The sequence below is a fragment of the Spiribacter sp. SSL99 genome (assembly GCF_009805925.1).
Lineage (GTDB): Bacteria > Pseudomonadota > Gammaproteobacteria > Nitrococcales > Nitrococcaceae > Spiribacter > Spiribacter roseus.
The window spans coordinates 23661-47151 of record NZ_MAOM01000004.1; the positions used below are offsets into that span (position 1 = coordinate 23661).

Consider the following 23491-nt stretch of genomic DNA (forward strand, 5'->3'; position numbering starts at 1 on the left):
GATCGTACCTATCATAAACGTTCCCAAATTCACACCCCCAGTCATTACTCATTTTGCCCAATTAGAGGCCCCCACCTCTCTGAAAAAACCCCCAAACTTGTACTCATGATCGAAGCGACACGGTACTCGACCGATGGCCTTACTCACGATTTGTAAAACTTATCTGCCCCACTTCCAGACCTACAGCTCGACCCTGATCCCTGCGCGCGTCGCGGGCGTTGAGCCAGGGAGCGTGCTCGCCCATTGGGAATCGGGCGGGCCGAGCGAGCCGGACGACGGGATCATCGAGCTCTCCGTCGCCCCGGTCTTCCTCCATCGGGGTGGGACGTACGAGCTCCTGAACTATGAGTCGATGCAGGGCTTTGACGCGCGCTGGAGCGGACTGCCACCCGCGATGGCGCAAAACCCGGGTGCCCTGATCAGGGCCTACATCGTCGACAACAACGATATCACGCACGACCAGGAGCTCATTCTTCTGTCTTACTTCGGCGATATCGAATACCGGATCCTGCCTTTCAGCGACTATCCCTGGCGACCGCTTGTCGATCAATTCCAGGCCGACCCGGGCACTGAGCGCTTGTTCTCCGAGCATATCTTTCACACGCCGTCCGCTCAGTTGAGCGCCGGACAGATGAGCAGGCTCTTCCACGGGAAAGTCAGCGAGGACTCGGTCCGCCGGTATCGGAAGGAGCTGCCGCCCCGGCACGCCGTGAGCACGGTAAGCCCCGCCCCGCTCCACGCCCCCAGTGACGACAAATACGAGCCAACTGAATACGTTGCCGCCGCGCATTCCCTCAACACGACGCAGACCCCGGACGCCAGCGCCGAGGCACCGGTTTCGGCGGCCTCGGCGGGCGAAACCATCGAGCCCGCAGACCCGGTGCCCGATGATGAGCCACCGGACAAGACCTCACCTAATGACGAAGTCGCCCACAGCGATGCGGCCGGGACCGGCGGTGATGAGCACTCGAGGGACCCGGGGGATGACGAAGCGCGCCCCGATGCCGCGCCGACGGAGCCGAAGGAACCGCCCGATCCGACCGAGCCTACCGAGTCCACCGAGCTGAACCATTCCGGACCCACGCGCGGACGGAGGCTCTTGAACCCCCTCAAGTGGCGTCACCGGAGGATGCGTGATGAGTGATAACAACAACGCCTGGACAACATCAGGCCTTCAGACCCAGTGGAAGCCCTCTCTTGAGGGCCTGAGCGCCAGGGACCGGTCGGCGATGGAAGCGGCGATCAACCAGCTCATGATCCCGCCTTACCAGCAGTCGGTCTGCTTTGCGCGGGCCATTCAGGATGAGTTCGGCATCCGCATCCCGGACACCATCTGCCAGGCCACACTGGAAGGCGAAAAGCCGAGGGCCTACTACACCCGCTACCCGCTCTTCGCCGCGCTCCACAAGACCTTCGGGCGGATCGATCATGCGGGCGACCGCGCCGCGCGCCGCATTATGGGGGATTTCTTCGCCGATCCACGTGGCGCGAATACCCGGCTGTACTACGAGCAGGCGCTTTGTATTCGCCGCTGTCTCGAGGCGGTGGTTGAGGAGCTAGGTGCTGTACTGGAGGCCGACGACGGCGCGCTGGACGGCAAGGACCCCGCCGCGATCACCCTTCAGCTCCACGCCGAGACGCTCAAGCACCCGAGCGCTCGCAGCGAGCGTGCCACGCAGTGTCATAACGTCTTGAAGGGCTTTGTTGAGCGGCGTCGCGCCGCGGGCGTCAATGTGGTGACCCAGCGGACGGCCGGAGCGGCCAGCGAGGCACCCCCGGTTCCTGACACCCAAGTCAGAAAGCGCACGGCGAGCGAAGCGCGGGTGGCCAAAAAACTCCGCCGGGGTGACTACGACCGCCCCAATGGCGGGACCATCAATATGGAACGCGCGCCTAAGCCGGACATCGACACGGGCCGCGCCATGGACGACGTGCTCGCCGGTGGCCAGACCGGCGTCAAGCATACGCATCGAACCGTGTTTGATGAGGACGGGACGCCCGCCTTCTTCGAGCCCTCCAAGCCCTCGTTTCTGAGCACGAGCGATCGGCGGGTGTTGATGCAGCGAAGGGCCCGGATGGCGCCGACGGATGCGCTCGCCTCCGTCGCCGACGAACATCGGCTGAGCAAAGGCGCGATCCGCGAGACCCTCGCGCACCTCGCCGATCGCCCGCTGCAGTTCATCTTCGCCTGGCTGGTGCTCTCAACGGCCATGCAGCCCTCGCGCCTTGAGCGGATGCGCAATGGCTCACCGCACTCCGATGAGGCGGCGGCCCCCTGGTTCGATGGGCGTGCGCTCCGCTATCAACTGCTCGATGGGCCGAGTGAGGATGCAAACGGCGCGCCTAATCGCGAGGTCGTGATCGATCTCCCGCATCGCATCGCCGAGCAGCTCCGGCACAATGCCCTTGGCAAGCCGCAGCCGTTTGACGGGCTGACCGAGCAGATCAACGGGCGGCTTGACTACGCCTTTCGCATGGCCGGCGGCACAACCCCGACGATGTCGCGCCTGCGCGCGAGCGCCGAGCTTGGCCTCGAGCAGACCCTCAATGACCCGACGCTCACCCGCATGATCTCAGGCGAGCTCTCGGTGGGGTACTCAGCGCAGGGCGCCTACCAGCGCCTGCCCGCCGATGAACTGCGGGAGGCGATCGCGCCCTACCTCGAAGGCGAGGCCCAGAAAGCCAAGGCGGACCCGGCCCATGCCGAGGCGATCGACCCGTGGCTCGATGGCCTGTCCGTGCCCGAGGAAAGCTCCGCCCATCACGTCATCGGCAGCGCGCGGGTCATTGAGCCGACTGAATTTGCCGGGCTGCTCCAGGACATCGAGCTCAAGGCGCGCCGGCTGCTCCGTGACGTCAAGCGCTCGCGCCTGCGCGGCGTCGATCGGGTGACGACGCGGGCCCGTCTGTGCCATCTCATGGATCTACAGGCCGCCCACGCCGCGCTCAACTGGATGCTGCTCACTGGCAGCCGGCCGATGGACAAAAAAGGGCTCGCGACCCTGATCCCCCGTGGGACGGTCTCGAACCGTCACGCCGTGATCTATCTCGATGACAAAGCCTCGGCGCGTTATCGCGAGCGTCGCCTCTTGCCCTATACGCCAACGCTCGAGGCGGTGCTATCCGCCCATCAGGCCCTCATCGGCACCATCCAGACGATTCTCGCGGAGCTGGATATTGCGGTCGAGGACCCGCGCGGTCGGGATCAGCGGCTCCTCCCGGCGCATTTTATCGAGATGAGCACCGGTGGTGTGCGCATCGAGCCACTCCGCAGCGCGGATCTCAGCGCGGTGCTTGAGGCGCACCACATCCATGACCGCCGGCCCGCGAATAACGCGACCCGGCATTCGGTGAAAAACGCCCTGCTCGAGACCCTCAGCCCCGCGCAGGTCGACACCTTTCTCGGTCATGATCGGCTGGGCCGAGGCCTCCATGCCCCGAGCAGCCTGGCCACCTACGACCTCGATGGTCTCGTGAAAGCGCTTGAGGCGATCGCCAGGCGCTATACCTGCAACCCCCTCACCCTGGCCGTGAACTAAGATGAGTAACCGAAAAAATGGTATCCACCAGCGGCTGCACGACACCGCCCCGCAGTACTTCAGCGAGAAGAAGTGGCCGCTCTACCGGCCCTACATCTACGCGGTCATCGCAGCACTGTTCCGCTACGGGAGCATCGATGGCGATGTCCTGAAGGTCCTGGAAAAGCGGCTTCGCCGCCGTCTGGGGCGGCTCGGGAACACCCACTCCGCCGAGGCGCGCCGGCGCCGGCTCTATGACGTTCTGCTCGCCGCGAACGAGACCGGCGACTACCTCTGCGTGCTGCCGCCAACGCCCACCAAGGTTCCGCGGCCGAAGAGCGTGGCCACCAGCGCGCGGGTGGCCGAGCGCGAGATCACCGCGGCGGGCATGGCGCGGTATCTTTCTGACTGGCTCAAGGCCAACTCCGATGACGAGGCCCGCTGCCTCGGCCTAGCCATGCGGTTGGTGAGCCGCATCGGCCTTGGCCCGCGTGTGGTGCTTGGCACGCTCTCTCGGGTCACCCCTGCGGATCGGATCGAGGAGGCCACCCTCGCCATCCCGGTCGACCCGACGGATTGGGGGAAGAGCCGCTATCACCTGCCCTTGCCCGCGCAATGCCGGGCGTGCATGCCACGGCGCACGCGGGGAGCCCCCCGGGATGATCAGACCCTCTACCCAAGCGTCCTCGGTGCACTGCTCACACCCGAGGGCGATAAGCTGCCGGATGCCAAGACAGTGAAGGCCGCCATGAATGAAGTCCGCGACGGGCTCGAGCGGGTGTTCACGCGTTTTCTCGCGGATTTCCGTCGCGACTGTCCCGAGGCCATCTTCGGGCCCGTCAATACCTGGCAGCAGTTTGCCCAGAATGCCCGCCGCCTGCCGATGCGTTTTGGCATTCCGGCCGCCTGGATCGAGCCCTTCCGCGACTATCCGCTGCCCGCCTCGATGCCGCCCGAGGCGATGAAGCTCCTATTCAAACGCCCGAGCCATCGGGCGCAGCGCGCCGCAACGGATAGCGATGAGCCGCCTCCCGCCATCGCCTGGCCACAGTCGATCGACGACCCCGACGAGACCGGAGCGAATAGCGAACCGACGAGCGTCTCACCGGATTTCGCCAGTACACGCCTTCGCTTTATCCGCGCCTTCCTGCGGGAGGCCGAGCAATATAAAGGTCAGCGCAAAGAGAAGATCACGAAGAATGGGCTTAAGAAGCTGGAAGCGCGGCGCGATCGGCTAATGACGAACGCGAAGCAGACCACACCCGGTCGGCTCAACCTCGCCGTCATGGCGATCGGCTGGCTCTACTCCGAGCTCGAGAAGGGCAACAAGCTCTCGACGGTGCGCACCTATATGTACCGGATTTTCCGGTTCGAACTCTTCTTGATGGAAGAAACGCTGGAGATACGCGACTGGGACGATGAAACGGTCCAGGAGGTGCTTGCCAGCCAGATGGCGAATAACGACTGGGATCGCTCCACCATTGCTTACTTCAAACAGACCTGGCTCGGGTTCCTGCGCTATTGCCAACGCCTGGAGGTGCTCACCGAGGTCGAGTCGCTACCGCAGGCCACCGCCGCCGGACACTCCGCGACCCGGACCGGTATCCTGAAGCCTTTCGAGTTCGGCCTTGCCTGGGATCGGTTAGTGTTTGACGGTGACGAGCGAATGACCCTGCAGGCGCGCCCGGCGCTGGGCCTTGGGTTCTGCGCGGGATTAAGATCCAAGGACGTGCTTCGACTCACCGTCTGGGACATCGAATGTCACCCCGGGGAGCTCTACGTTCATATCCAGCGCGGCAAGACGGCCGCGGCGCGGCGAAAGATCCCGCTGCATGCAACGGCACCGCCGCACGTGCAGGAATACATCAAGGCCTGGGCTGATGCCCGCGGGGCGGAGTTCGATGGCGAGCTCCCGCAGACGATCCCGCTATTCGGCCCAGCCGGCGAGAAGATGGGCTACGAGTGGAAAGCGTTCATCTCGCCGCTCCTCGGCGAGATGCAGACGGTTTTCGGACCGGGGTTTGACTTTCATCTGCTCCGCCACAGCTTCGCGTCCTGGACGTTGTTGCGGCTGCATGCCATGCGCGTACCGACATTCGCCTCTAAGCTCCCGTGGGAAGATGATTGGCTGTTTGCCGATGAGTCGCTCGATGCCCTTAGCGAGGCGATTGATGGCGAGCGGCCGGAGTCGCCGGACAACGGCCAGAACGACTGGCTGCATCTGAGCAAGCTGCTCGGTCATCGAGACCTTGCCACCACGCTCATCACCTACAACCATCTCATGCACTGGGTCCATGCCGATGTCCTCGACCGGGCATATGGCGGGCGGCGGAAATGAGGTGGGTGATCAAAAGCGGCCGCCCAGAAACGCAAAAGGGCCGGCAACCGAGGCTGCCAGCCCTTTTGGAGATCGTGCGGCTTGTGAGCGCGGAGGTTACAACCGCCCATCCACGGCATTGGCCGGAAAGGCGTATTTGACGTCGTACAGGTACCCTTCCGGCTTGAGCCAATGGCGGATGCCCTCCGCCCCCGCCTCCGCGAACGGGCGGTGGGCGACGGCGAGGATGGCGGCGTCGTAGCCGGTGGCATCGGTGGCGGTGGCCACGGCCCGTTGCGTCAATGCCTCGGCCGGTACCAACTCCAACCCAAACTCTTCCTGCGCCTCTTCGGCATCCACCACCGGGTCATGAACCATGGCCGTCGCCCCGTAGTCCTGGAGCTCGCGGACGATGTCGATGACGCGGGTGTTGCGCAGGTCCGGGGTATCTTCCTTGAAGGCGAGGCCGAGCACGAGGATGCGTGCCTCGGGGATGCAGACACCACGCTGGATCAGGCCTTTCACCACTTCATGCGCCACATGGGCGCCCATGCCGTCATTGAGGCGCCGGCCGGCCAAGATCATCTCCGGGTGATGGCCCACGGCCTGGGCCTTGTGCGTGAGGTAGTAGGGATCGACGCCAATACAGTGACCGCCCACCAGCCCCGGGCGGAAGGGCAGGAAGTTCCACTTGGTCCCTGCGGCCTCGAGCACGGCTTCGGTATCCAAATCCAAGCGGTTAAAGAGCATGGCCAGTTCGTTGACGAGCGCAATGTTCACATCACGCTGGGTGTTTTCGATGACCTTGGCGGCCTCGGCGACGGCGATGCTCGGGGCATTGTGCGTGCCGGCAGTGATGACCCGGGCGTAGAGGGCATCGACGAAGTCGGCGACTTCGGGCGATGAACCGCTGGTGACCTTGACGATGTCGGTCACCCGATGGGCCTTGTCGCCGGGGTTAATACGCTCCGGGCTGTAGCCGGCGGAGAAGTCCTCGCCATAGGTGAGGCCCGAAACCCGTTCTATGACCGGGATGCAGTCTTCCTCGGTGGCACCGGGGTAGACGGTGGATTCATAGATGACCACAGCCCCGGGCTGGATAGCCAGCCCCACCGTCTCACTGGCCTTCAGCAGCGGCGTCAGATCCGGGCGGCGATGTTCGTCAATGGGGGTAGGCACGGTGACGACAAAGACATCGCAGTCGCGCAGGGCCTCGGGATCACTGGTGTAGCGGATGCCGTGGGCAGCGGCGGTTGCCATTTCCTCGGCACTCAGCTCCTCGGTCCGATCGCGGCCTGCCTCGAGCTCACCAATACGCCGTGGATCAATATCAAAGCCGGTGACGGCATAGGCCTCTGCGAAGGCCGCCGCCAGCGGCAGACCGACATAGCCAAGGCCGATAACGGCTATATGCGGGTTAGTGAGTGAGTTCATAGATCATGGGTTCCGTTGTGGGGGCTCTTCTTAGGATTCTTTCGCCAGACCGCCCCCGGCGGGAGGTATGAGCTCATCATAAACCGCCATCGTCCGCTCAATGACGATCCGCTCATCGAACTCGGCCTGGGCCTTTCGCCTTGCCGCATCACCCAGCCGCTTGCACAACGCGGGATCGCGCACGAGTCGCTCGATGGCCTCGGCGAGCGCCGCCGCGTCCCGCACCGGCACAAGCAAGCCATCGACTTCGTCGGTGACCACTTCACGACAGCCGGGGACATCGGTGGTCACCACCGGCAGGGCGCATCCGGCCGCCTCGATGAGGCTTTTGGGCAGGCCCTCCCGATAGCTTGGGAGCACCACTGCATGCACCGACTGGAACAGAGTCGGCATGTCGTCGACCTTGCCGAGCCACTGAATAAGCCCTTCTGCCTGCCAACGGCGGATAGCGTCTTCGGGCACGGCCGCGGGGTTGCCGGCATCGGGCTCGCCGGCGAACAATACCTCCACCGACAGCCCGCGGGCCTTCAACTGCCGCGATGCCTCAACCAGCTCGCTCACCCCTTTGTCCCAGAGCAGCCGAGCGGGCAGGACCACCCGGAAGGGCGGCGACGCCAAGGGTTCGCGACGCGGAGTAAACCGCGCCAGATCCACCCCGGAGCCCTTGATCAGCCGGATGTGATCCGGATTAATCAAGCGCGCCTGCTCGAACACCCCCACATCATCCCCGTTTTGCAGGATCAGGCGGCCGCTCCGCCCCCCCAGCGCCGCGCGCAGCACCCATCGAACCAAGGGCCGTAGAAAGCGCGCCTTCAGAGACGGGTTGATGAATACATAGCCCATCCCCGCCACGGCGCCCACCCGGGGCCGGTTACCGGCGAGCCGGGCGGCGAGTGCGCCATACACCGCGCATTTGATGGTGAACCCATGCACCAGACCGATCTGCTCGCGTCGGATCAGCCGAATCAGCCAGATCAGCAGCCGCAGTTCGCGCAGCGGGTTCAGACTAAGCCGCTGCATGGGCGCCGGCATCCAGCGCAGGCCGAGCGCCTGCAGCCGCTTACCGTCCGGCCCAGGTGGCGAGAGCAACAGCACCTCATGCCCCGCCTGCTGCAACGCGAGGGCCAGCGAGCCACGGAAGTTATAGAGATACCAATCGGTATTGGCGAAGAGCAGGAGGCGCTGGCCGGTGCTGGGTTCAGCCACCGACTGAATTCTCCTCGAGCCAGGCCTGAAACATCAGCACATGCCAGATCTGCGCATGCCCGTGGGAGCGCCCCGCGAGGTGGTCATTCCAGCAGCGGCGCACCATAGCCGCATCCAGAAACGCCTCACGACGGATGCGTTCCTCGTCCAACAGCGCTTCCGCCCAGTCCCGCAGGGGCCCGCGAAGCCAGTCACCCAGTGGCACGGCAAAACCGGCCTTGGGCCGATCCAGGAGCGATTTCGGCACATAGCGATAGAGCATCTGCCGGAGCAGCCACTTGCCCTCGCCGTCGCGCACCTTGAACCGATCGGGAACCGACCAGGCGAATTCCACCAACCGATGATCAAGCATCGGTACCCGGGCCTCGAGGCTTACCGCCATGCTGGCGCGATCGACCTTGGTCAGGATGTCATCGGGCAGATAGTTCTGCATGTCCGCCAGGATCATCTGCTCGCGCAGATTAAGCCCGTTGATTGAGTCATGGGCATCACCGCTGGCGAGCCCGGCCTCGCTCGCCCCACACACTAACTGTGTCGCCGGCGCTGGCCAGATGGCCCGCAGGCGGTGGTAGAAATCCATGCCATCCGCCGCGCCCAGCGCATCGCGGAGCTTTTCGAGTTTTTCACCGAGCAGCGGAATGCGGCTTGATGCGGTGAGACGCCGCGATCGCAGCGCGAGCGTCAGCGAGGCTGCGACGGCCTGGCGCATGGGCCGCGGCAGCCGCCGGAGGCGATTCCAGAGCCGCGGCCCCATGACATGACGGTTATAGCCAGCGAAAAGCTCATCGCCCCCATCGCCGGAGAGGCTGACCGTGACCTGCGATCGGGCAAGTCGGCTCACCAGATAGGTGGGGATCTGCGAAGAATCCGCGAAGGGCTCGTCGTAGATCGCGGGCAGGCTGGGGATGACTCCCATCGTCTCATCCGGGGTGACGTAGAGCTCGGTGTGCTCCGTGCCCAGGTGCCTGGCGACGGCGGCTGCATGCTCGGCCTCGTTAAAGCCGGATTCAGTAAAGCCGATGGAAAAGGTGCGCACCGGTTGCATGCGCTGCGCCTGCATTTGCGCCACCACCGCCGAGGAGTCATAGCCGCCGGAGAGGAACGCCCCCAGTGGCACGTCGGCCTCCATGCGCAGGCCCACGGCGTCCCGCAGGCGGTCATCGAGTTGATCAATGACCGCGTCGGCGCCCCAGGATTCATCCGGGCCATTGGCCGCGATGGCTGGCAGATCCCAATAGCAGACCGGCTCGCTGATCCTCTGGCCGCCATCGCTGATCACCACATAGTGCGCCGGTGGCAGTTTGCGAATGCCCTGATAGATGCAACGCGGAGCCGGCACATTGCCATCACGCATGAACGCCGCCAACGCGCCACGATCGATCGCCCCCACCCACTCCGGGTGGGCGGCGAGTGCCTTTAGCTCGGATCCAAAAAGGAAAGTGCCGTCCGCATGGCCGTAATAGAGCGGTTTTTCGCCCATGCGATCACGGGCGAGGGTGAGGCGGCGACGCTGCCGATCGTACAGCGCGAAGGCGAACATGCCGTTCACCCGTTCGAGCGCACCCTCGATGCCCCAGTGGCGCAGGCCAGCCAATAGGGTCTCAGTGTCCGAGTGGCCCTGCCAGTCAAAGCCCCCCCCTTCGGCCTCAAGATCCGCCCGCAGCGCGCGGTGGTTGTAGATCTCGCCGTTATAGATCAACACATACCGCCGGCAGGGCGAGTGCATGGGTTGGTGACCCGCGGGCGAGAGATCGATGATGGCGAGACGCCGGTGGCCGAGCGAGAGGTTGTCCTCGGGGTCGTGCCACTGGCCATCGGCATCCGGGCCGCGGCTGTGGAGGCACGCCGTCATCCGCTGGATGGCGTCGGCGTTGTGGGTGCGACCACCCCAGGCGCCGGCGATACCGCACATTAAGAGGAGTCCATTATGCGCAGGCCGACCTCAGAAGCTCAGCGATATGGGGTCCTTGTACGCGGAGGCTATATTGGCGTTCCACCAGCGCTCGAGCCTGACCACCCATGCGCTGCCGGAGGGCATCGTCAGTCACCAACGTGCTCAAGGCCTCGGCCCACTCCAAAGGCGTATCTGCGAGAAAGCCATTCACGCCGTGATCAACGATCTCCCGGTTCACGCCCACCGGTGAAGCGACCACCGGGAGTCCGCAGGCCATATACTGAATCAATTTGTAGCCACATTTCCCACGCATCCAGGGGGTGTCCGGCAGTGGCATAATCCCGATGTCCATTGCCTGGATATCAGCTACCTCCCGATCCTCTGACCATGCTCGGATCGTTAAGTCGGGGAGTTGATCGGCTAAAGGCCCGGCACCCACTGCCATGAGACGGGCGTCAAGTCCGGACAGGGCAGCCTTTATGTCCGGCAGAAACGGCATAACGCAATCCTGCCATGTGCCCGGTGTGCCGACCCAACCGATGGTGACCGTCCTGTCACTATCCCGTTTTGCTGTCGGCGCATAGGCATCCGCGTCAACCACCGTTGGCACAACCTCAACACGGTCGGCCCCCGCGCGAAGCGCGTAGTCCCGTAGGTAGTGATTGCCTGCGATGACCAGGTCGGCACGGGCCATGACCTGCCCGATCTTCCCGCCTAAGATCGCTCGAACAACCGCAGATCTATGCCGGTCATAGCGATGGAACACGGCATCGTCATAATCAACGACTAACGGGGCATCACGGGGGAATAGCCCATGCTCGATTGCCGCCGGAACCCAGGGTAGGGCCTCTTTCTCGAGCCAAATGACATCCGCGTCTTTTGCCTTCATCAGACTCCGGATCCGACGTCGATAAGCCGAAAAGATGTCACCGTTAGCGCGTTGGCCCATGTAGAGCGCTTCCAGATATTGATCGCCGAACAGGTGCTCAACGCTAACCTCGCACCCGCTGGCCTCCAGCCCGGGCACATACTGCATCATGCGGAGCCGGCTGGACGCACCCTTGCGGCCATAGCGCGAGAGGATGAGCACCTTCATCCAATTAACGCCACACCAATCAAAAGACTCGCTCATCCAGCAACTGCAGCAGATACTGCCCATAGCCGGTCTTCGCAAGCGGCGCCGCCAGTTCGCGAACGCTCTCCGCATCGATAAAGCCCATTCGATAGGCCGTCTCCTCCGGCGAGCAGACTTTAAGGCCCTGGCGCTTTTCGACGGTCTCGATGAAAGTGGCCGCCTCAATCAGCGACTCATGGGTGCCGGTATCCAGCCAGGCCATGCCGCGGCCCATGACCTCGACGTTGAGGGCACCCTGGTCGAGGTAGGCATGGTTCACGTCAGTGATCTCGAGCTCGCCACGGGCCGACGGGCGAACCCCTTTAGCAATATCAACCACCTGCGCGTCATAGAAGTACAGGCCGGTCACGGCATAGCGCGATCTTGGCTGGGACGGCTTTTCCTCCAGGCTGGTCGCGCGACCGGATTCATCAAACCCCACCACGCCGTACCGAGCCGGATCCGTCACCGGATACGCAAATACCGTCGCACCCTCACGCTGTGCCGCCGCCTCAGCAAGCAGCAGGCGCAGGTCATGGCCATGGAAAATGTTGTCACCGAGGACCAGCGCGCTTGGGTTGCCGTCGATAAACCGCTCTCCAATCAGGAACGCCTCGGCGAGGCCGTTAGGCTCTTCCTGTACCGCATACTGCAGATCCAAACCCCATTGGCTGCCATCGCCCAGCAGGCGCTTGAAAAGCGGCGTGTCTTCTGGCGTCGAGATCACCAGAATCTCCCTGATCCCCGCCATCATCAGCGTGCAAAGCGGGTAGTAAACCATCGGCTTGTCGAAAACAGGCAACAACTGTTTCGAGACCGGGAGGGTCACGGGATAGAGGCGCGTGCCGCTGCCACCCGCAAGGATAATGCCTTTGCGTTCGCTCATCGCCAGTATTCCGCCCTAGGAGAAGTGTTCGGCCGTGTGGAAAGTATCCGCTCGCTGATCCTTGTCAGAAACGATCGGGGCGCCCGTCAGCGGCCAGTCGATGCCCAGCGCGGGGTCGTCCCAGCGGATGGCTCGTTCATGGGCCGGAGCGTAGTAGTCGGTACATTTATACTGGAAATCCGCTGAGTCACTGGTGACACAGAACCCATGCGCAAAACCTGGGGGGATCCAGAGCATGTGTTTGTTATCGGCCGTCAGGGTTTCCCCCACCCATTGACCGAATGTCGCCGAGTGCCTGCGGATATCAACGGCTACATCGAACACCTCACCCGAGGTCACCCAGACCAGCTTTCCCTGTGGTTGCTGGATCTGATAGTGCAGTCCTCGCAGCGTGCCATAGGCCGACCGGCTGTAGTTGTCCTGTACGAAGTCGTGATCGATGCCGATCTCGGCAAACCGCTGCCGCTGCCAGGTCTCCATGAAAAAACCGCGCTCATCGCCAAAGACGGCAGGCTCGATGAGCAGGACATCCGGGATGGTGGTTGGGGTGACATTCATACTGATGTCCGCATTTCGCACGCCAGGATTTCCGCGAGCGCATGGTCCACACCCTGCTCCCATGGTGGCATCTGCAATCCGAAGGCCTGCTCAAGGCGGGAGCAATCCAGCCTGGAGTTGTGAGGACGCTGCGCCTTCGTCGGGAATGCGTCGGTGCTTACCGGTGTGAGGTTGTCGCGATTGACCCTGACTGGCCAGTCGGCCTGACGGGCCCGTTCGATGACCCGGTGAGCGTAGCCATACCATGTGGTTTCCCCAGCCGCGGCCAAATGGTACAGCCCGCCGATCTTGGGCTGCCTTATAACCTGCTTCAGGGCATGCGCAGTGACATCAGCGATGAGTGACGCCCCGGTCGGCGCGCCATGTTGATCGTTAATAACCTGGAGGGTTTCGCGTTCTGCTGCCAAGCGCAACATCGTACGAATGAAATTATTGCCCAGCGCTGAGTACACCCAACTGGTGCGAAATGTTAGATGCCGGCAGCCGCTATCCAAGATCGCACGCTCACCGTCCAGCTTGGTATGCCCATAGACATTGAGTGGGGAGGGCACATCTTCCTCATGCCACGGTTGCACCCCGCCGCCATTAAAGACGTAGTCAGTGGAATAGTGAATGAACCATGCACCCATCAAAAAGGCCTCGCGGGCGAGCATTGCTACCGCCTCCGCATTGACTGTGCGCGCTCTGGACGCGTCGGTCTCGGCTTGGTCGACCGCCGTGTACGCCGCCGCGTTGACGATGACATCCGGCGCCAGACGACGAATGGTCTGCATCATTTCACGCGGCTTCTCGAGATCGCCGGAAAACCTATCGTCGCCCGTTCGAGTTGCTGCAGTGACGCTGCCTAACGGTGCCAGAGACCGCTGCAGTGCCCAGCCCACTTGGCCGTTACTTCCGAGCAGGAGGATTTTCATAAACAGCGGCAATTCGATTTGCAATTTGCCACGAACGAGGAAGTGAAAAAAATCAAATATCCATTCAAAATCATTATTTAATATTCTGTCATATTTCTCATGTAGATCGCGTTCTATGACCCATATCTGACATGTACCAATTCCTATGATTATCCCGATTAACCGAACTATTCAGAACTTTTCTAGGTGTGATCTCTCAATAGGTTGTATCGGCCTCATGATGTATCTATGTCCAAAGCGGCCAGATAGCTATCTACCGACGCCTTCAAAGAAAAGTGAGCCAGGCCCAATTCCTGTGCACGTCTGCGAAGTGCAAGCCGATTCGGAATGACATTATCACGTACCCATGGCCAGACTTGCGAAACGTCGTTTTTCAAAGGGAACATCACGCCCGCCTCAATTAGCGGCTCAACCGGACCTACGCTCTCTGTGCCGATTACTGGAAGGCCAGCCAACACGTACTCTCCGATCTTGATTGGAGCAACGCCTTGGGTCGAAAAGGACGGCTGTCGCAACGCCAGTGCTAGATCGCATTGCATCAATGCGGCTGGCATCTCCTGTGCAGGTAATCGAGAAACCTCGATCCAACTGCGGTCAGAGACTCCTGACTTATCCAAGACGATGTCAAGATTAGTCTCGTCGCCGGTAAAGATACGAAACACCAAATTGGGAATATGTGTACGCAGACACTGGGCCAGCTCGATCATCTGGTCGGGCCGGTACTGTGCACCAAGCGACCCAGCATAGCAAAGGCGGAACTCGTTATCGGTTCGCCGGGGCGAACTGCCGAGGAAGGCAGTGGGGTCTCGGCCGTTACCGACGACGTGAAACTTCCCTCTGTCAGTTTTCGAGCGTTCACAAAGTATGTCGATGGCACGAGGTGTGCGGACAAGGACACGATCAGCCACCCGCACGGTGTGCGCTTCAACTGCGCGCAAGACCCTATAAGTAGGACTCTTCGAGGACAGCCCTCCGAAGTCCACACGTTCATCTACAGCAAACCCATCCGCATCAAACACTAACTTCAATCCGCTACGGGGCCCCATTGCAAGAACCGCCAACGCTGGCATCAGGCTCCTGGGCATCAACGTATTTATATTCCAATCGCGCACTGCGCGCCAGATGTGTCTTTGCCCTAAAACAGCAGAGGCAAAAGGACCGGCGGTCCCTGCTCTTCGCCATACAGGTACCGCCCGATATGGTACGTCCACTACCTCAGAGATATTTTTGATACCCGCAAGACGGTCCGCTTCATCCCATGTGAATTGAAGGACATGAATCCGATGCCCATGCACACCAAGCCTTTCGAAGATGGGGAGAAATAAAGCTTCTAGATAGCTGGTTTGCGGACCGTCCCAAGTGATAAACAGGCAGTTGGACATTTACGATATAGACTTTTTATCGAAGTGCTTCAGCATAAAGATCGGCAATATCCTTAATGTAACGATCCTCCGAAAAAGCAGATCGAGCTCTCTCGAGTCCTGCAGACCGGTATGATTGAGCCGCTTCATGATCCATCAGTAGGAATAAGACGGCATCTGCGATTTCCCTGGGTTGAAGTGACGGAACCAGAATTCCCGCCTTACCATGATCCAGTACAAAAGGAATGCCGCCCACCTCGGTAGCAACCACGGGCACACCCGATAACATCGCTTCCACCAAAACCAGTCCAAAAGCTTCGTGGGCAGAGGCAAGCACAAAGACGTCCATCAAATGATACAAATCACGTGGCTCACCCTGATAACCTGCAAAAATGATTGCATCGGTCAGACCCAACTCTACAGCCAATTTCTGCAGCATAACGCGATCAGGCCCATCCCCGATAATGAGCAACCGTGCTTTTGGCTGGTCGAATCGTATACAGACTAGCGCGCGAATAAGATCACTAAAACGCTTATGACTATCAAAAACCCGCCCCACGCTGCCGATAATTATATCATTCGTATCAATCCCCAGCATATTTCGCAATTCCGCAAGCCGTTGCTCAGATGGGTCTGGCATCTCTGACACCGCATTGTTGATAAGCCGAACCTTGCGCTCAGGAATGCGTAATGTGTTATGAAGATAATCGACGACTTTCGGCGAAACACCAATGCAGGCATCAGCTCGCAAGCACATAGCCCGCATAAGGGCATTGCCAGTCCACCGGCGATTCACGGGGTCAGAGGTCTCTTCCATGATGACCTTGACGGTTGGCATGCGGAGCCCGATGCCACAGGCCAGCGCCTCACCTTCGTATACCGCCCCATGCACGATGTGTGGTTGGAACGCCCGCGCAATGGAGTGAGCACGAGCGTGCCACATTCGACTCAGAATACTGGGCGCAACTCCTATCTCATTAATGCTCCAACCCGCATCTCGTAAAATCTCATGAACTGGGCCATCCGCCTTTTGGCAAATGAGAGAATGTTCGTATTGTTCCGACCTAAGACCCTTAGCAAGCATAACACGACATCGCTCGACTCCACCCCCTGTTACCCAGCCGAGTGTGTGTAGAATTCGTACTTTCTGGTTGGGCACTCTCTGTCGCCTTTTAGTCACAATAATCGAGCCAGCTTGCCAAGCAAATTTCAGGCCATAGATGTCCCTTATACAACTGGTTCATCTTTCTTGGACAGACTTTAAGATCGACCCATACAGGGTCTCCAGCTCGCGCATATATATTCGCGGCTCAAAACGGGTGATAATCGCGTCGCGGCCGGCTTTCCCGAGAGCCGCGAGCTGAGTTCGATCTTTCCAAGCTTGTTTAAGCATAACCACGAGTTCTTCCATAGATGGCTCTTCGAGCAACCATCCAGTACGGCCATGTTCGATTATCTCGGGCGCTCCTCCCACCGCCGTGGCGAGCACCGGGACCTCACAGGCCATTACTTCTACAAGCGCAAGGCCAAACCCTTCTGAAATCGAAGGCTGCACATAGAGATCGCACTGAGAAATATATTGCGCGGGATTTTCCTGATAACCAAGAAAGGAGACATACTGCTCAATCTGAAGTTGTTTCGCTAGAGCGGCAAGCATCTCGCGTTGGCTACCATCTCCGACCAGCCAAACTTCGGCCGGTATGCTTGCTGAGCGAAGCTTCGCTACGGCTTCCAGTAGAACAACCGGATTTTTAACCGGTTCCAGTCGACCCACGAATCCCAGCCGAAACTGGCCAGGAACCTCGCCGGGTATCGCCTTTATGCTATACGTGAGGTCCACAGGATTATAAATCCTCACAGCCTTGTCGGCCGGCACCTCGTCGTTGTCAACCAACCACCCTGTCACAGCCTCAGATATGCCGATCACCCGGTGCGCCAGCCGATAGACCATACGGAAAACCCAGCGGCCTTTGGCACTATGAGACGGGATGCCAACCTCTTCTCCTATGCGGATTGGTACGCCCGCGAGCCATGCTGCAATAAGACCATGGAAATTAGCCTCGGCCCCATGAGTGTGCACCACATGTGGCTTCATATGCGAAAGGACACGAAATAGAGTCCAAACTGCCATGATGTTTGGAATCTTCGTTGACTGGCCCAGGCAGGTCACGCGCTTTGATAGGGCCTCAATGCGAGTAGCAGTTAAGCCGCCACTTCCAATCGCAAAAAAACAGTGTTCACAGCCACTATAGCGGGTTGACCGCGCAAGTATTTCCATGTGTTTTTCAACGCCACCAAAATTCAGTGAAGTCGAAATATGCGCCACAAGGTTGGCTTCCGTATTCTGATCAACGCTCATGGCCGGACAAAATACTCCAAAAAGGAATTCCACTCATAAAATTTTTGGTAAACCCTTTAGTCGACCCTTAACATTCTGCTATGCGGCCGCTAGCATGACTTTTGAATGGGCATCGGTCTCACCCTGATCCAGTAGCCGCAGAACGGCGGATAATATCCGGCACCAAATAATCACCATCCACCGCATCAGCCAGCGGATGTTGAAGCCGGCAGCGGCCAGGATCGGGTTCATGGCATCACCCAGGGCACCTTTGAGGAAGTTCCGGCGCATGCGGTGGTCTGCTTTTAGATGCCCGATGCTCGGCTCCACCGCCTGGCGGCGCTTGAGCAGCCGCTTCTCCGCCTTGCTCATGCGCTTTGGCTTACCGCGGTGGAGGATGCGGATGCCGTCAACTTCCCGGCCGCGGTAGCCCAAGCCGACCAAGTCGGTTTTCACCGGCGTATCCGTGAAGATGGCCGTCTGCTCGAGCTGCTCAGCGAGGGTGTCGCCATCGTAGGGGTTACCGGGGAAGGATCGGGCGCCAACGATCAGGCCCTTATGAGCGGTGACGGCAAAGCTCGCCTTCACGCCGAATTCATAGGGCTGGCGGGCCTTGCCCTTGCTGATGCATTCCACCTCCGGAGCATGGAAGGCGTAGAGCTTAATCTTGCTCTTCGTCTTCTGCTCTTTCAGGCGCCGGGCGCGGTGCATGGTCTCGGCAAGCTGAGCCATCTGGTCTGGGGTGGCCTTGCGGTCAATGTCGCGCAGCAGCCGTCCAACGATGGTGCGCTGGCGTTTGATCACCCGGCGCATGCGCTTGTACTGCCGGGCGTGGGCATAGCGCCCGGCGTGGCGGTTGAGCCGCGGGCCTGTACGCGCGTAGCTCTGGCGCAGGTTGATGCCGGCCTCGGCCGCACGCTCAGCAAGCTTTGACCGGGCCACCTCCAACAAACGGCTGTCGGTGGGATGCGCGACGATCTTCTCCTGCACCGTGGTGTCGATGGAGACCACCCGCAGCTCGCGGGGCCGGATGGCCTTCAGTGTCTTCGCCGCCTCGATGGTCTGAGCGAGCAGTTCTTCTGCGCCGGCCTCGTCCAACCGGTTACGCCAACGCGTCAGCGATGAGGGATCACATGGCAGCTCATGCTGGAAGTACACCTCGCCGGTGAAGTACTGCATGTACGGCGACTCCAGCCAGCGCTCGAGGACCTGATCATCGGAGAGGTTGTAGGCGTACTTGAGATACAGCAGACCCACCATCATCCGAACCGGCAGTGAGGCGCGGCCCGCGCCCTCTGGCGTCGGCGGCAGCAGGTCGGCGACCTGCTCAACGATACTGTCCCAGGGCATCGCATCCGCAAGCCGGACCAGTGGATGATCCGACCGGATGATCTGATCCAGGCGAGCTCGAAACAGATCGTCACTGCGGTTGTATGGCTCGTCACTCGGCGAAGGTCGATGGCCCATCAAAAACCCATCCGATATTGCAAGGAAACTGCCCATATTATCCCAGTTTCTTGCAATCACTGCGAGCGCAAATCGCCGATTTATGCAGCGCAATCAGGGGGTTGAAAATTGTTCAGGACCGACCAATTAAGGGGGCTATACGGCAATCGAATCTCTCGTGTTACAAGATAAGAAAATTAAACTCTTTTAGGTCTAGCTTTGCCTGATCGCAGATCTTGGAGGTAGTTATATCTTGCTATCTTTAGCTTGTATTCAACATAGAATGCAAGTGCTTTTGTTCTCAATGGCTCTCCCGCTCTAAGAATGATTTTTGCCGCATTCATTGGGGGCATGTAAGACCGAATTGGAGATAGCGAATACGCTTTATTTGCAGAGAAGCATCCACCAATAATTCGAAAGTGCTGCCCAGAAAGCTCTGCCCAAGAAATCCGAGCAGGATGCCACACCATTGCCTGCGGTGCATACAAAATTGAAAACCCCTTGCTAGCGGCTCTCATATTCCATTCTGTATCGCCGCCAGAGAGCAGCTCTTCATTGAATAGCCCAGCGTCTTCAAAGACCTCCCTTCGAGCAAATAAATTTGCTGTAACTTGTGGTCCGTGCCTGAGACCTTGCATCTGATCGAAGGCAAATATTTTCTCATGGCATTCTGTTGGCGTTAATGGATAATTTTGCGTAAAAATCTGCACCCGGCCGGAAATTCGGTCGACCCCTTCTAATTCGAGAGTACTAATTCCTTGATGAAGCCAATCGACAGAAGGGATACAATCAGAATCGGTAAAGCAAAAAACCTTGCCTTTTGCAGCCTTTATTCCAGCGTTCCTTGCTGCATAGCTTCCGGGTTTTTTCTCGGCAACGACCCGAAATCTACTATCGGGAATTGCTATTTTAAGGTCCGATGAATCGTTGTTGACAACGATGACCTCGAAATTTGTGAATTCTTCCTGTCCTTTGAGGGCGGAAATGCACTTCTGCAAGCGTTGTTCGTCGCGGTACGTCGGTATTATAACAGATGCGTATGGCACTGGTCGCTTCCTTAGCGGGTTGCTTAAGAAGTGTGATTTGCAGGGTAGGTTGCTGCTAGTTGGCTTTAAAGGGCTTGCGGTGGCTGCTTTTGAATGCACAATTGTTCCGCGCAACTTCGGGGGGATAGTCAGCGCAGTCTCGAAAGCAAAGTCCGGGACTTTCATGTCGCCAGTCGTGCAGGGACACCGCGTATCCCATGCTGGGCCATGTTACACCGAGAAAGTCTTGAATCCGCGCTAAAGTCTCTTCCTGCCGCTCGGGGCGTCCCAGACGCGGCACATAGACAGGCTCCAAGTGGTCGAACTCGGCAAGCGTCACGCGATCGGCGTAAGATGCTGCCGCGGTGAATCAACATAATGATGCAGCCGCTCCACCAGTAGGGTAATGCGGTCAGGCCGCGCCGTCGTTGTAGCGTCCAGGTGGTGATACATCCCCGCGCCTCGGCGATTTCGATTGACGCCATGTGGTGCAACAGGCGCTCCCGCCGCAGGTACAGGACCTTGCATTGCCGCGAGCTCACTCCCGTGAGCCAGCCGCCCGTACCACCCACCTACTTCCATGACGTCAGTTGATAGGTTGTGATATTGATTTCAAGATGCTCGCTCTACTGCCGCGCGCGACGTTCTCGACGAAGTGCCGGAGGATTGCCCGCAGCGCCCCAGGAATCTCTTCGTGGCACGCGACCTCCGAGTGCGTGTCAAGTGTGCTGGTCGACAGTGTCGAGCTGGTGCACCCCTGCGTGATGATCAAGAAGCCCACTGGTAGCCGCCGGCGGAGCGCATCGCGTAAAGTCCTGAATTCATTTTTCGATCCATCCTGTATCATGCGCTCAAGGAGCGGTGCTCATAGACTTCTATAATGCACTCGTGGCGAATCAACCAAAGCATGTCAGCTCCATGATCTCGCGCAGGCGGACGGTGGTGTAGTCGTGGGTTAAGCGCGACTCGACGCGTGCGCCACCGGCGCGGCCCGTTGTCTCGTCGCAGGATCGTTCAGGAGGGTGGGCATCTCCGCGGCAATACCGTCCATGTCGTTCTCAACGACGAGGAGGCCCACATCGCCGCCGGCGATGCGATCGCGGAAACCGTTGTGGTTGGTCATGGTGACTACCACTAAGCTCGCCGCCGCTTCCGCCGCACAGGTAGCGGAGGATTCCATATCACCGTTTTGTCCCTTCACGGAGTCCTTGGCGAGCAATGCACCGGGAGCGGAATTGAAGCCGCCACCCTGTCTCGTGGGTGAAATCTCAACGGAACCCGCAATTCCGCCCGCTTCCTGCGCCCAGCGCAACCGCTACAACGCCTGCGCCGCCACCAGCCGCCCGAACCTCGACTCCCCATCATCCCGCAACGCCTCATACGCTCCATCCTCCACCAGCCGCCCACGATCAAACACATACACATGGTCCACATTGCGAATGGTCGAGAGTCGGTGCGCGATGATGACGACGGTGACCTCGCCCTTCAGCGCATCGATGCTCTCTTGGATATGGCGCTCGGAGTCGGTGTCGAGGGCGCTAGTCGCCTCGTCAAGGATCAACAAATTGGGCCGACGGAACAGCTCTCGAGCGATGAACAGGCGCTGACGCTGCCCGCCGGAGAGGCGTACGCCCCGGTCACCCACCACCGTCTGATAGCCCCCCGGCAGGGTCTCGATGTGATGGGCGATGTGAGCCCGACGGGCCGCCTCGCGGATGCGTTCCATCAGCGCCTCATCGCGCTGCGGGTCGCCCTGCCACATGCAGATATTGTTGGCGATGGTGTCGTCGAACACCACCGTTTCCTGGCTCACATAGCCGATCTGCTTCCGCCAGCTCGCGAGCTCGATTTCTGACCCGGGGATACCGTCCACGCGAACCTCGCCGAACTGGGGCTTAAGCATCAGGGTCATCAGATCCACCAGGGTGGACTTGCCGGCACCCGACTCGCCGACCAGCGCAACAGAGGTGCGCACTGGGATACTGACCGAGACGTCCTCAATCACTGCACCTAAGCTATCATCGTAGGCAAACGACACGCGATGAAGCGTGATGCCCTCGGCAAGGTCCGGTGCGGGTCGCTGTCCGTCCGGCTCACGGTGTTCGGCCTGATCCGCAAACTCATCCCGCACCATTTCAAGCGACCCGATCTTGCTCAACATGCCCTGCCAGGTGCCCTGCATAATCAGCGTCGCGTTCATGCCGCGGTAGAACAGCAGGATGGAGACCATAATCGGCGCAAGTGGCTGTTGCAGGAACACCAACTGGATGATTACAATGATCATGATCGACACCACAGCAATGGGCTCCTGAACGGCGCCAGTAAACGCCTGCGCGATGCCGCTGCGCATCTCATACCCGGTCAGCCGCCCCACCGACTGCGTCACCCGTCCCCGCAGCGGTTTCGCCTGCCCGGTTGCGGTCAGGTACTTGAACGCATGCAAAAACTGGATGAGCAGCTTCGCCAAGTGACCACTCTCCTTCGCCTTGCGCCGAGAGAGATCGCGGACGTATTGGTTCAGGCGCCGGAACAGCCACATCAGCCCAATGCCGAAGGCGAGTGCCATTAGCCCGAAGCGCCAGGCCACCACAAAGGCAAGCGCGATATACACCAGCGTGCTGATCAACTGCGTGAAAAACTGTGTAAGTGACGCAAAGGCACCCAGCGCCCCGTTGGTCTGCTGGTTAATCACATTGGTGAAGTGCCCGGTATCCCGCTCGACGTAGTAGCGGTATCGCATCCGCGCATAGCAGTCGAAGAGCTCGCCCTTCAGCTCGCGCAGCAATTGCCCGCGCAGGTAGGCGATGTACCCCTTCGCGCCGAAAAGCAACGCCCCCTTGAGCAGGAACGCGACGGTGATTACCAGCAACACCGCGATGGTGGAATCCGCCCAGCCGAACACACCGAGCATGTCTTCCATTACCTTAGCGACGCCGGTGGCCGGCTCACTGGCACCGCCGCCCCCGGCATCCACCCCACGCAGCAGTGGCAGCAGCATAAGGATGCCGAAACCCTCGGCGAGTCCCGCGAAAAGCGTCAGCCCAAAGGCCAGATATATCCGCGAGCCCAAGTAGGACTGGAAGACGCGGAGGTAATGTGGGAGGTCTTTGAAGGGGTTAGTGGATTGCATTAACTCTGCACATTAGGCTGTCTCAATAGACACTGATCCGCACCTGCGGCCTAACTGGTGAGGTGGACCCCATCCTTCGGACCACTGGTAGCGGTTAAGTTGTAAAGACCGGTGGCGTCTCCATCGGCATTAAGTTTCCGGCATATGAGCCCAGTGGACCTCAGCCGGGGTTTTTTGATCAAGCGCGGTATGTGGCCGCTCTGTATTGTAGAAGTCGATGTAACTGCCGAGCCCTCGCTCCAGGGCCGTCGGGCTGTCGTAGGCCCGCAGGTAGATGTCCTCGTACTTCAGCGTGCGCCACAGTCGCTCGACGAAGACATTGTCGAGGGCCCGGCCACGGCCATCCATGC

18 protein-coding genes are annotated in these 23491 nt (G+C 60.2%); 3 read left to right on the forward strand and 15 right to left on the reverse strand.

Translation table 11 applies throughout. The features are described from left to right. The first annotated feature begins 133 nt into the window (after positions 1 to 133). Genes BA899_RS01220 through BA899_RS01230 form a run of 3 tightly spaced genes read left to right on the forward strand, consistent with a single transcriptional unit; the run spans position 134 to position 5856 of the window. Positions 134 to 1144, forward strand: coding sequence for a hypothetical protein (locus BA899_RS01220; RefSeq protein WP_159299492.1), 1011 nt, complete (start codon positions 134 to 136; stop codon positions 1142 to 1144). Then, positions 1137 to 3539: a hypothetical protein gene (locus BA899_RS01225; RefSeq protein WP_159299493.1), complete on the forward strand. Its 2403-nt coding sequence runs from the start codon at positions 1137 to 1139 to the stop codon at positions 3537 to 3539. The genes BA899_RS01220 and BA899_RS01225 overlap by 8 nt, the downstream gene beginning before the upstream one ends. A 1-nt stretch (position 3540) precedes the next feature. Then, complete coding sequence (locus tag BA899_RS01230) at positions 3541 to 5856, forward strand: site-specific integrase (RefSeq protein WP_159299494.1); 2316 nt, start codon at positions 3541 to 3543, stop codon at positions 5854 to 5856. Between the two features lie 96 nt (positions 5857 to 5952). Here BA899_RS01230 and BA899_RS01235 read toward each other — a convergent pair whose 3' ends face one another. From BA899_RS01235 to BA899_RS01305, 15 genes are all read right to left on the reverse strand, one after another. After that, positions 5953 to 7269 (reverse strand): nucleotide sugar dehydrogenase, encoded by a 1317-nt coding sequence (locus tag BA899_RS01235; RefSeq protein ID WP_159299495.1) that lies wholly within the window; start codon positions 7267 to 7269, stop codon positions 5953 to 5955. A gap of 30 nt (positions 7270 to 7299) precedes the next feature. Beyond that, positions 7300 to 8475, reverse strand: coding sequence for a glycosyltransferase family 4 protein (locus BA899_RS01240; RefSeq protein WP_159299496.1), 1176 nt, complete (start codon positions 8473 to 8475; stop codon positions 7300 to 7302). Beyond that, positions 8468 to 10387 (reverse strand): asparagine synthase (glutamine-hydrolyzing), encoded by a 1920-nt coding sequence (gene asnB, locus BA899_RS01245; protein ID WP_159299497.1) that lies wholly within the window; start codon positions 10385 to 10387, stop codon positions 8468 to 8470. Before asnB ends, BA899_RS01240 begins: the two co-directional genes overlap by 8 nt. A gap of 13 nt (positions 10388 to 10400) precedes the next feature. Beyond that, positions 10401 to 11501, reverse strand: coding sequence for a glycosyltransferase family 4 protein (locus BA899_RS01250; protein ID WP_235013275.1), 1101 nt, complete (start codon positions 11499 to 11501; stop codon positions 10401 to 10403). Beyond that, positions 11485 to 12369: a glucose-1-phosphate thymidylyltransferase RfbA gene (gene rfbA / locus BA899_RS01255; RefSeq protein WP_159299498.1), complete on the reverse strand. Its 885-nt coding sequence runs from the start codon at positions 12367 to 12369 to the stop codon at positions 11485 to 11487. The genes BA899_RS01250 and rfbA overlap by 17 nt, the downstream gene beginning before the upstream one ends. 15 nt (positions 12370 to 12384) lie before the next feature. Further along, positions 12385 to 12927 carry a dTDP-4-dehydrorhamnose 3,5-epimerase gene (gene rfbC / locus BA899_RS01260; protein WP_159299499.1) on the reverse strand — a complete coding sequence of 181 codons (543 nt, stop codon included), beginning with the start codon at positions 12925 to 12927 and terminating at the stop codon, positions 12385 to 12387. Further along, complete coding sequence (gene rfbD, locus BA899_RS01265) at positions 12924 to 13841, reverse strand: dTDP-4-dehydrorhamnose reductase (protein WP_159299510.1); 918 nt, start codon at positions 13839 to 13841, stop codon at positions 12924 to 12926. The genes rfbC and rfbD overlap by 4 nt, the downstream gene beginning before the upstream one ends. Before the next feature lie 215 nt (positions 13842 to 14056). Further along, positions 14057 to 15223 carry a glycosyltransferase gene (locus BA899_RS01270; protein WP_159299500.1) on the reverse strand — a complete coding sequence of 389 codons (1167 nt, stop codon included), beginning with the start codon at positions 15221 to 15223 and terminating at the stop codon, positions 14057 to 14059. Between the two features lie 16 nt (positions 15224 to 15239). Then, on the reverse strand, positions 15240 to 16382 hold the full coding sequence (locus BA899_RS01275; RefSeq protein ID WP_370456294.1) for a glycosyltransferase: 1143 nt from the start codon (positions 16380 to 16382) through the stop codon (positions 15240 to 15242). Positions 16383 to 16442: 60 nt separating this feature from the next. Then, a complete protein-coding gene (locus tag BA899_RS01280) occupies positions 16443 to 17594 on the reverse strand; it encodes a glycosyltransferase (RefSeq protein WP_159299502.1) in 1152 nt (383 codons plus the stop codon). A gap of 45 nt (positions 17595 to 17639) precedes the next feature. Further along, positions 17640 to 19007 (reverse strand): IS5 family transposase, encoded by a 1368-nt coding sequence (locus tag BA899_RS01285; protein ID WP_235013276.1) that lies wholly within the window; start codon positions 19005 to 19007, stop codon positions 17640 to 17642. 176 nt (positions 19008 to 19183) lie between these two features. Further along, positions 19184 to 20197 (reverse strand): glycosyltransferase family 2 protein, encoded by a 1014-nt coding sequence (locus BA899_RS01290; RefSeq protein ID WP_159299503.1) that lies wholly within the window; start codon positions 20195 to 20197, stop codon positions 19184 to 19186. 769 nt (positions 20198 to 20966) lie between these two features. Next, positions 20967 to 21323, reverse strand: coding sequence for a glycosyltransferase (locus BA899_RS01295; protein WP_159299504.1), 357 nt, complete (start codon positions 21321 to 21323; stop codon positions 20967 to 20969). 3 nt (positions 21324 to 21326) lie between these two features. Next, complete coding sequence (locus tag BA899_RS01300; RefSeq protein WP_235013277.1) at positions 21327 to 23081, reverse strand: ABC transporter ATP-binding protein; 1755 nt, start codon at positions 23079 to 23081, stop codon at positions 21327 to 21329. Positions 23082 to 23270: 189 nt separating this feature from the next. Continuing rightward, positions 23271 to 23491, reverse strand: a 221-nt coding sequence (locus tag BA899_RS01305) for an integrase core domain-containing protein (RefSeq protein ID WP_159299506.1), incomplete at its 5' end; no start/stop codon positions are given.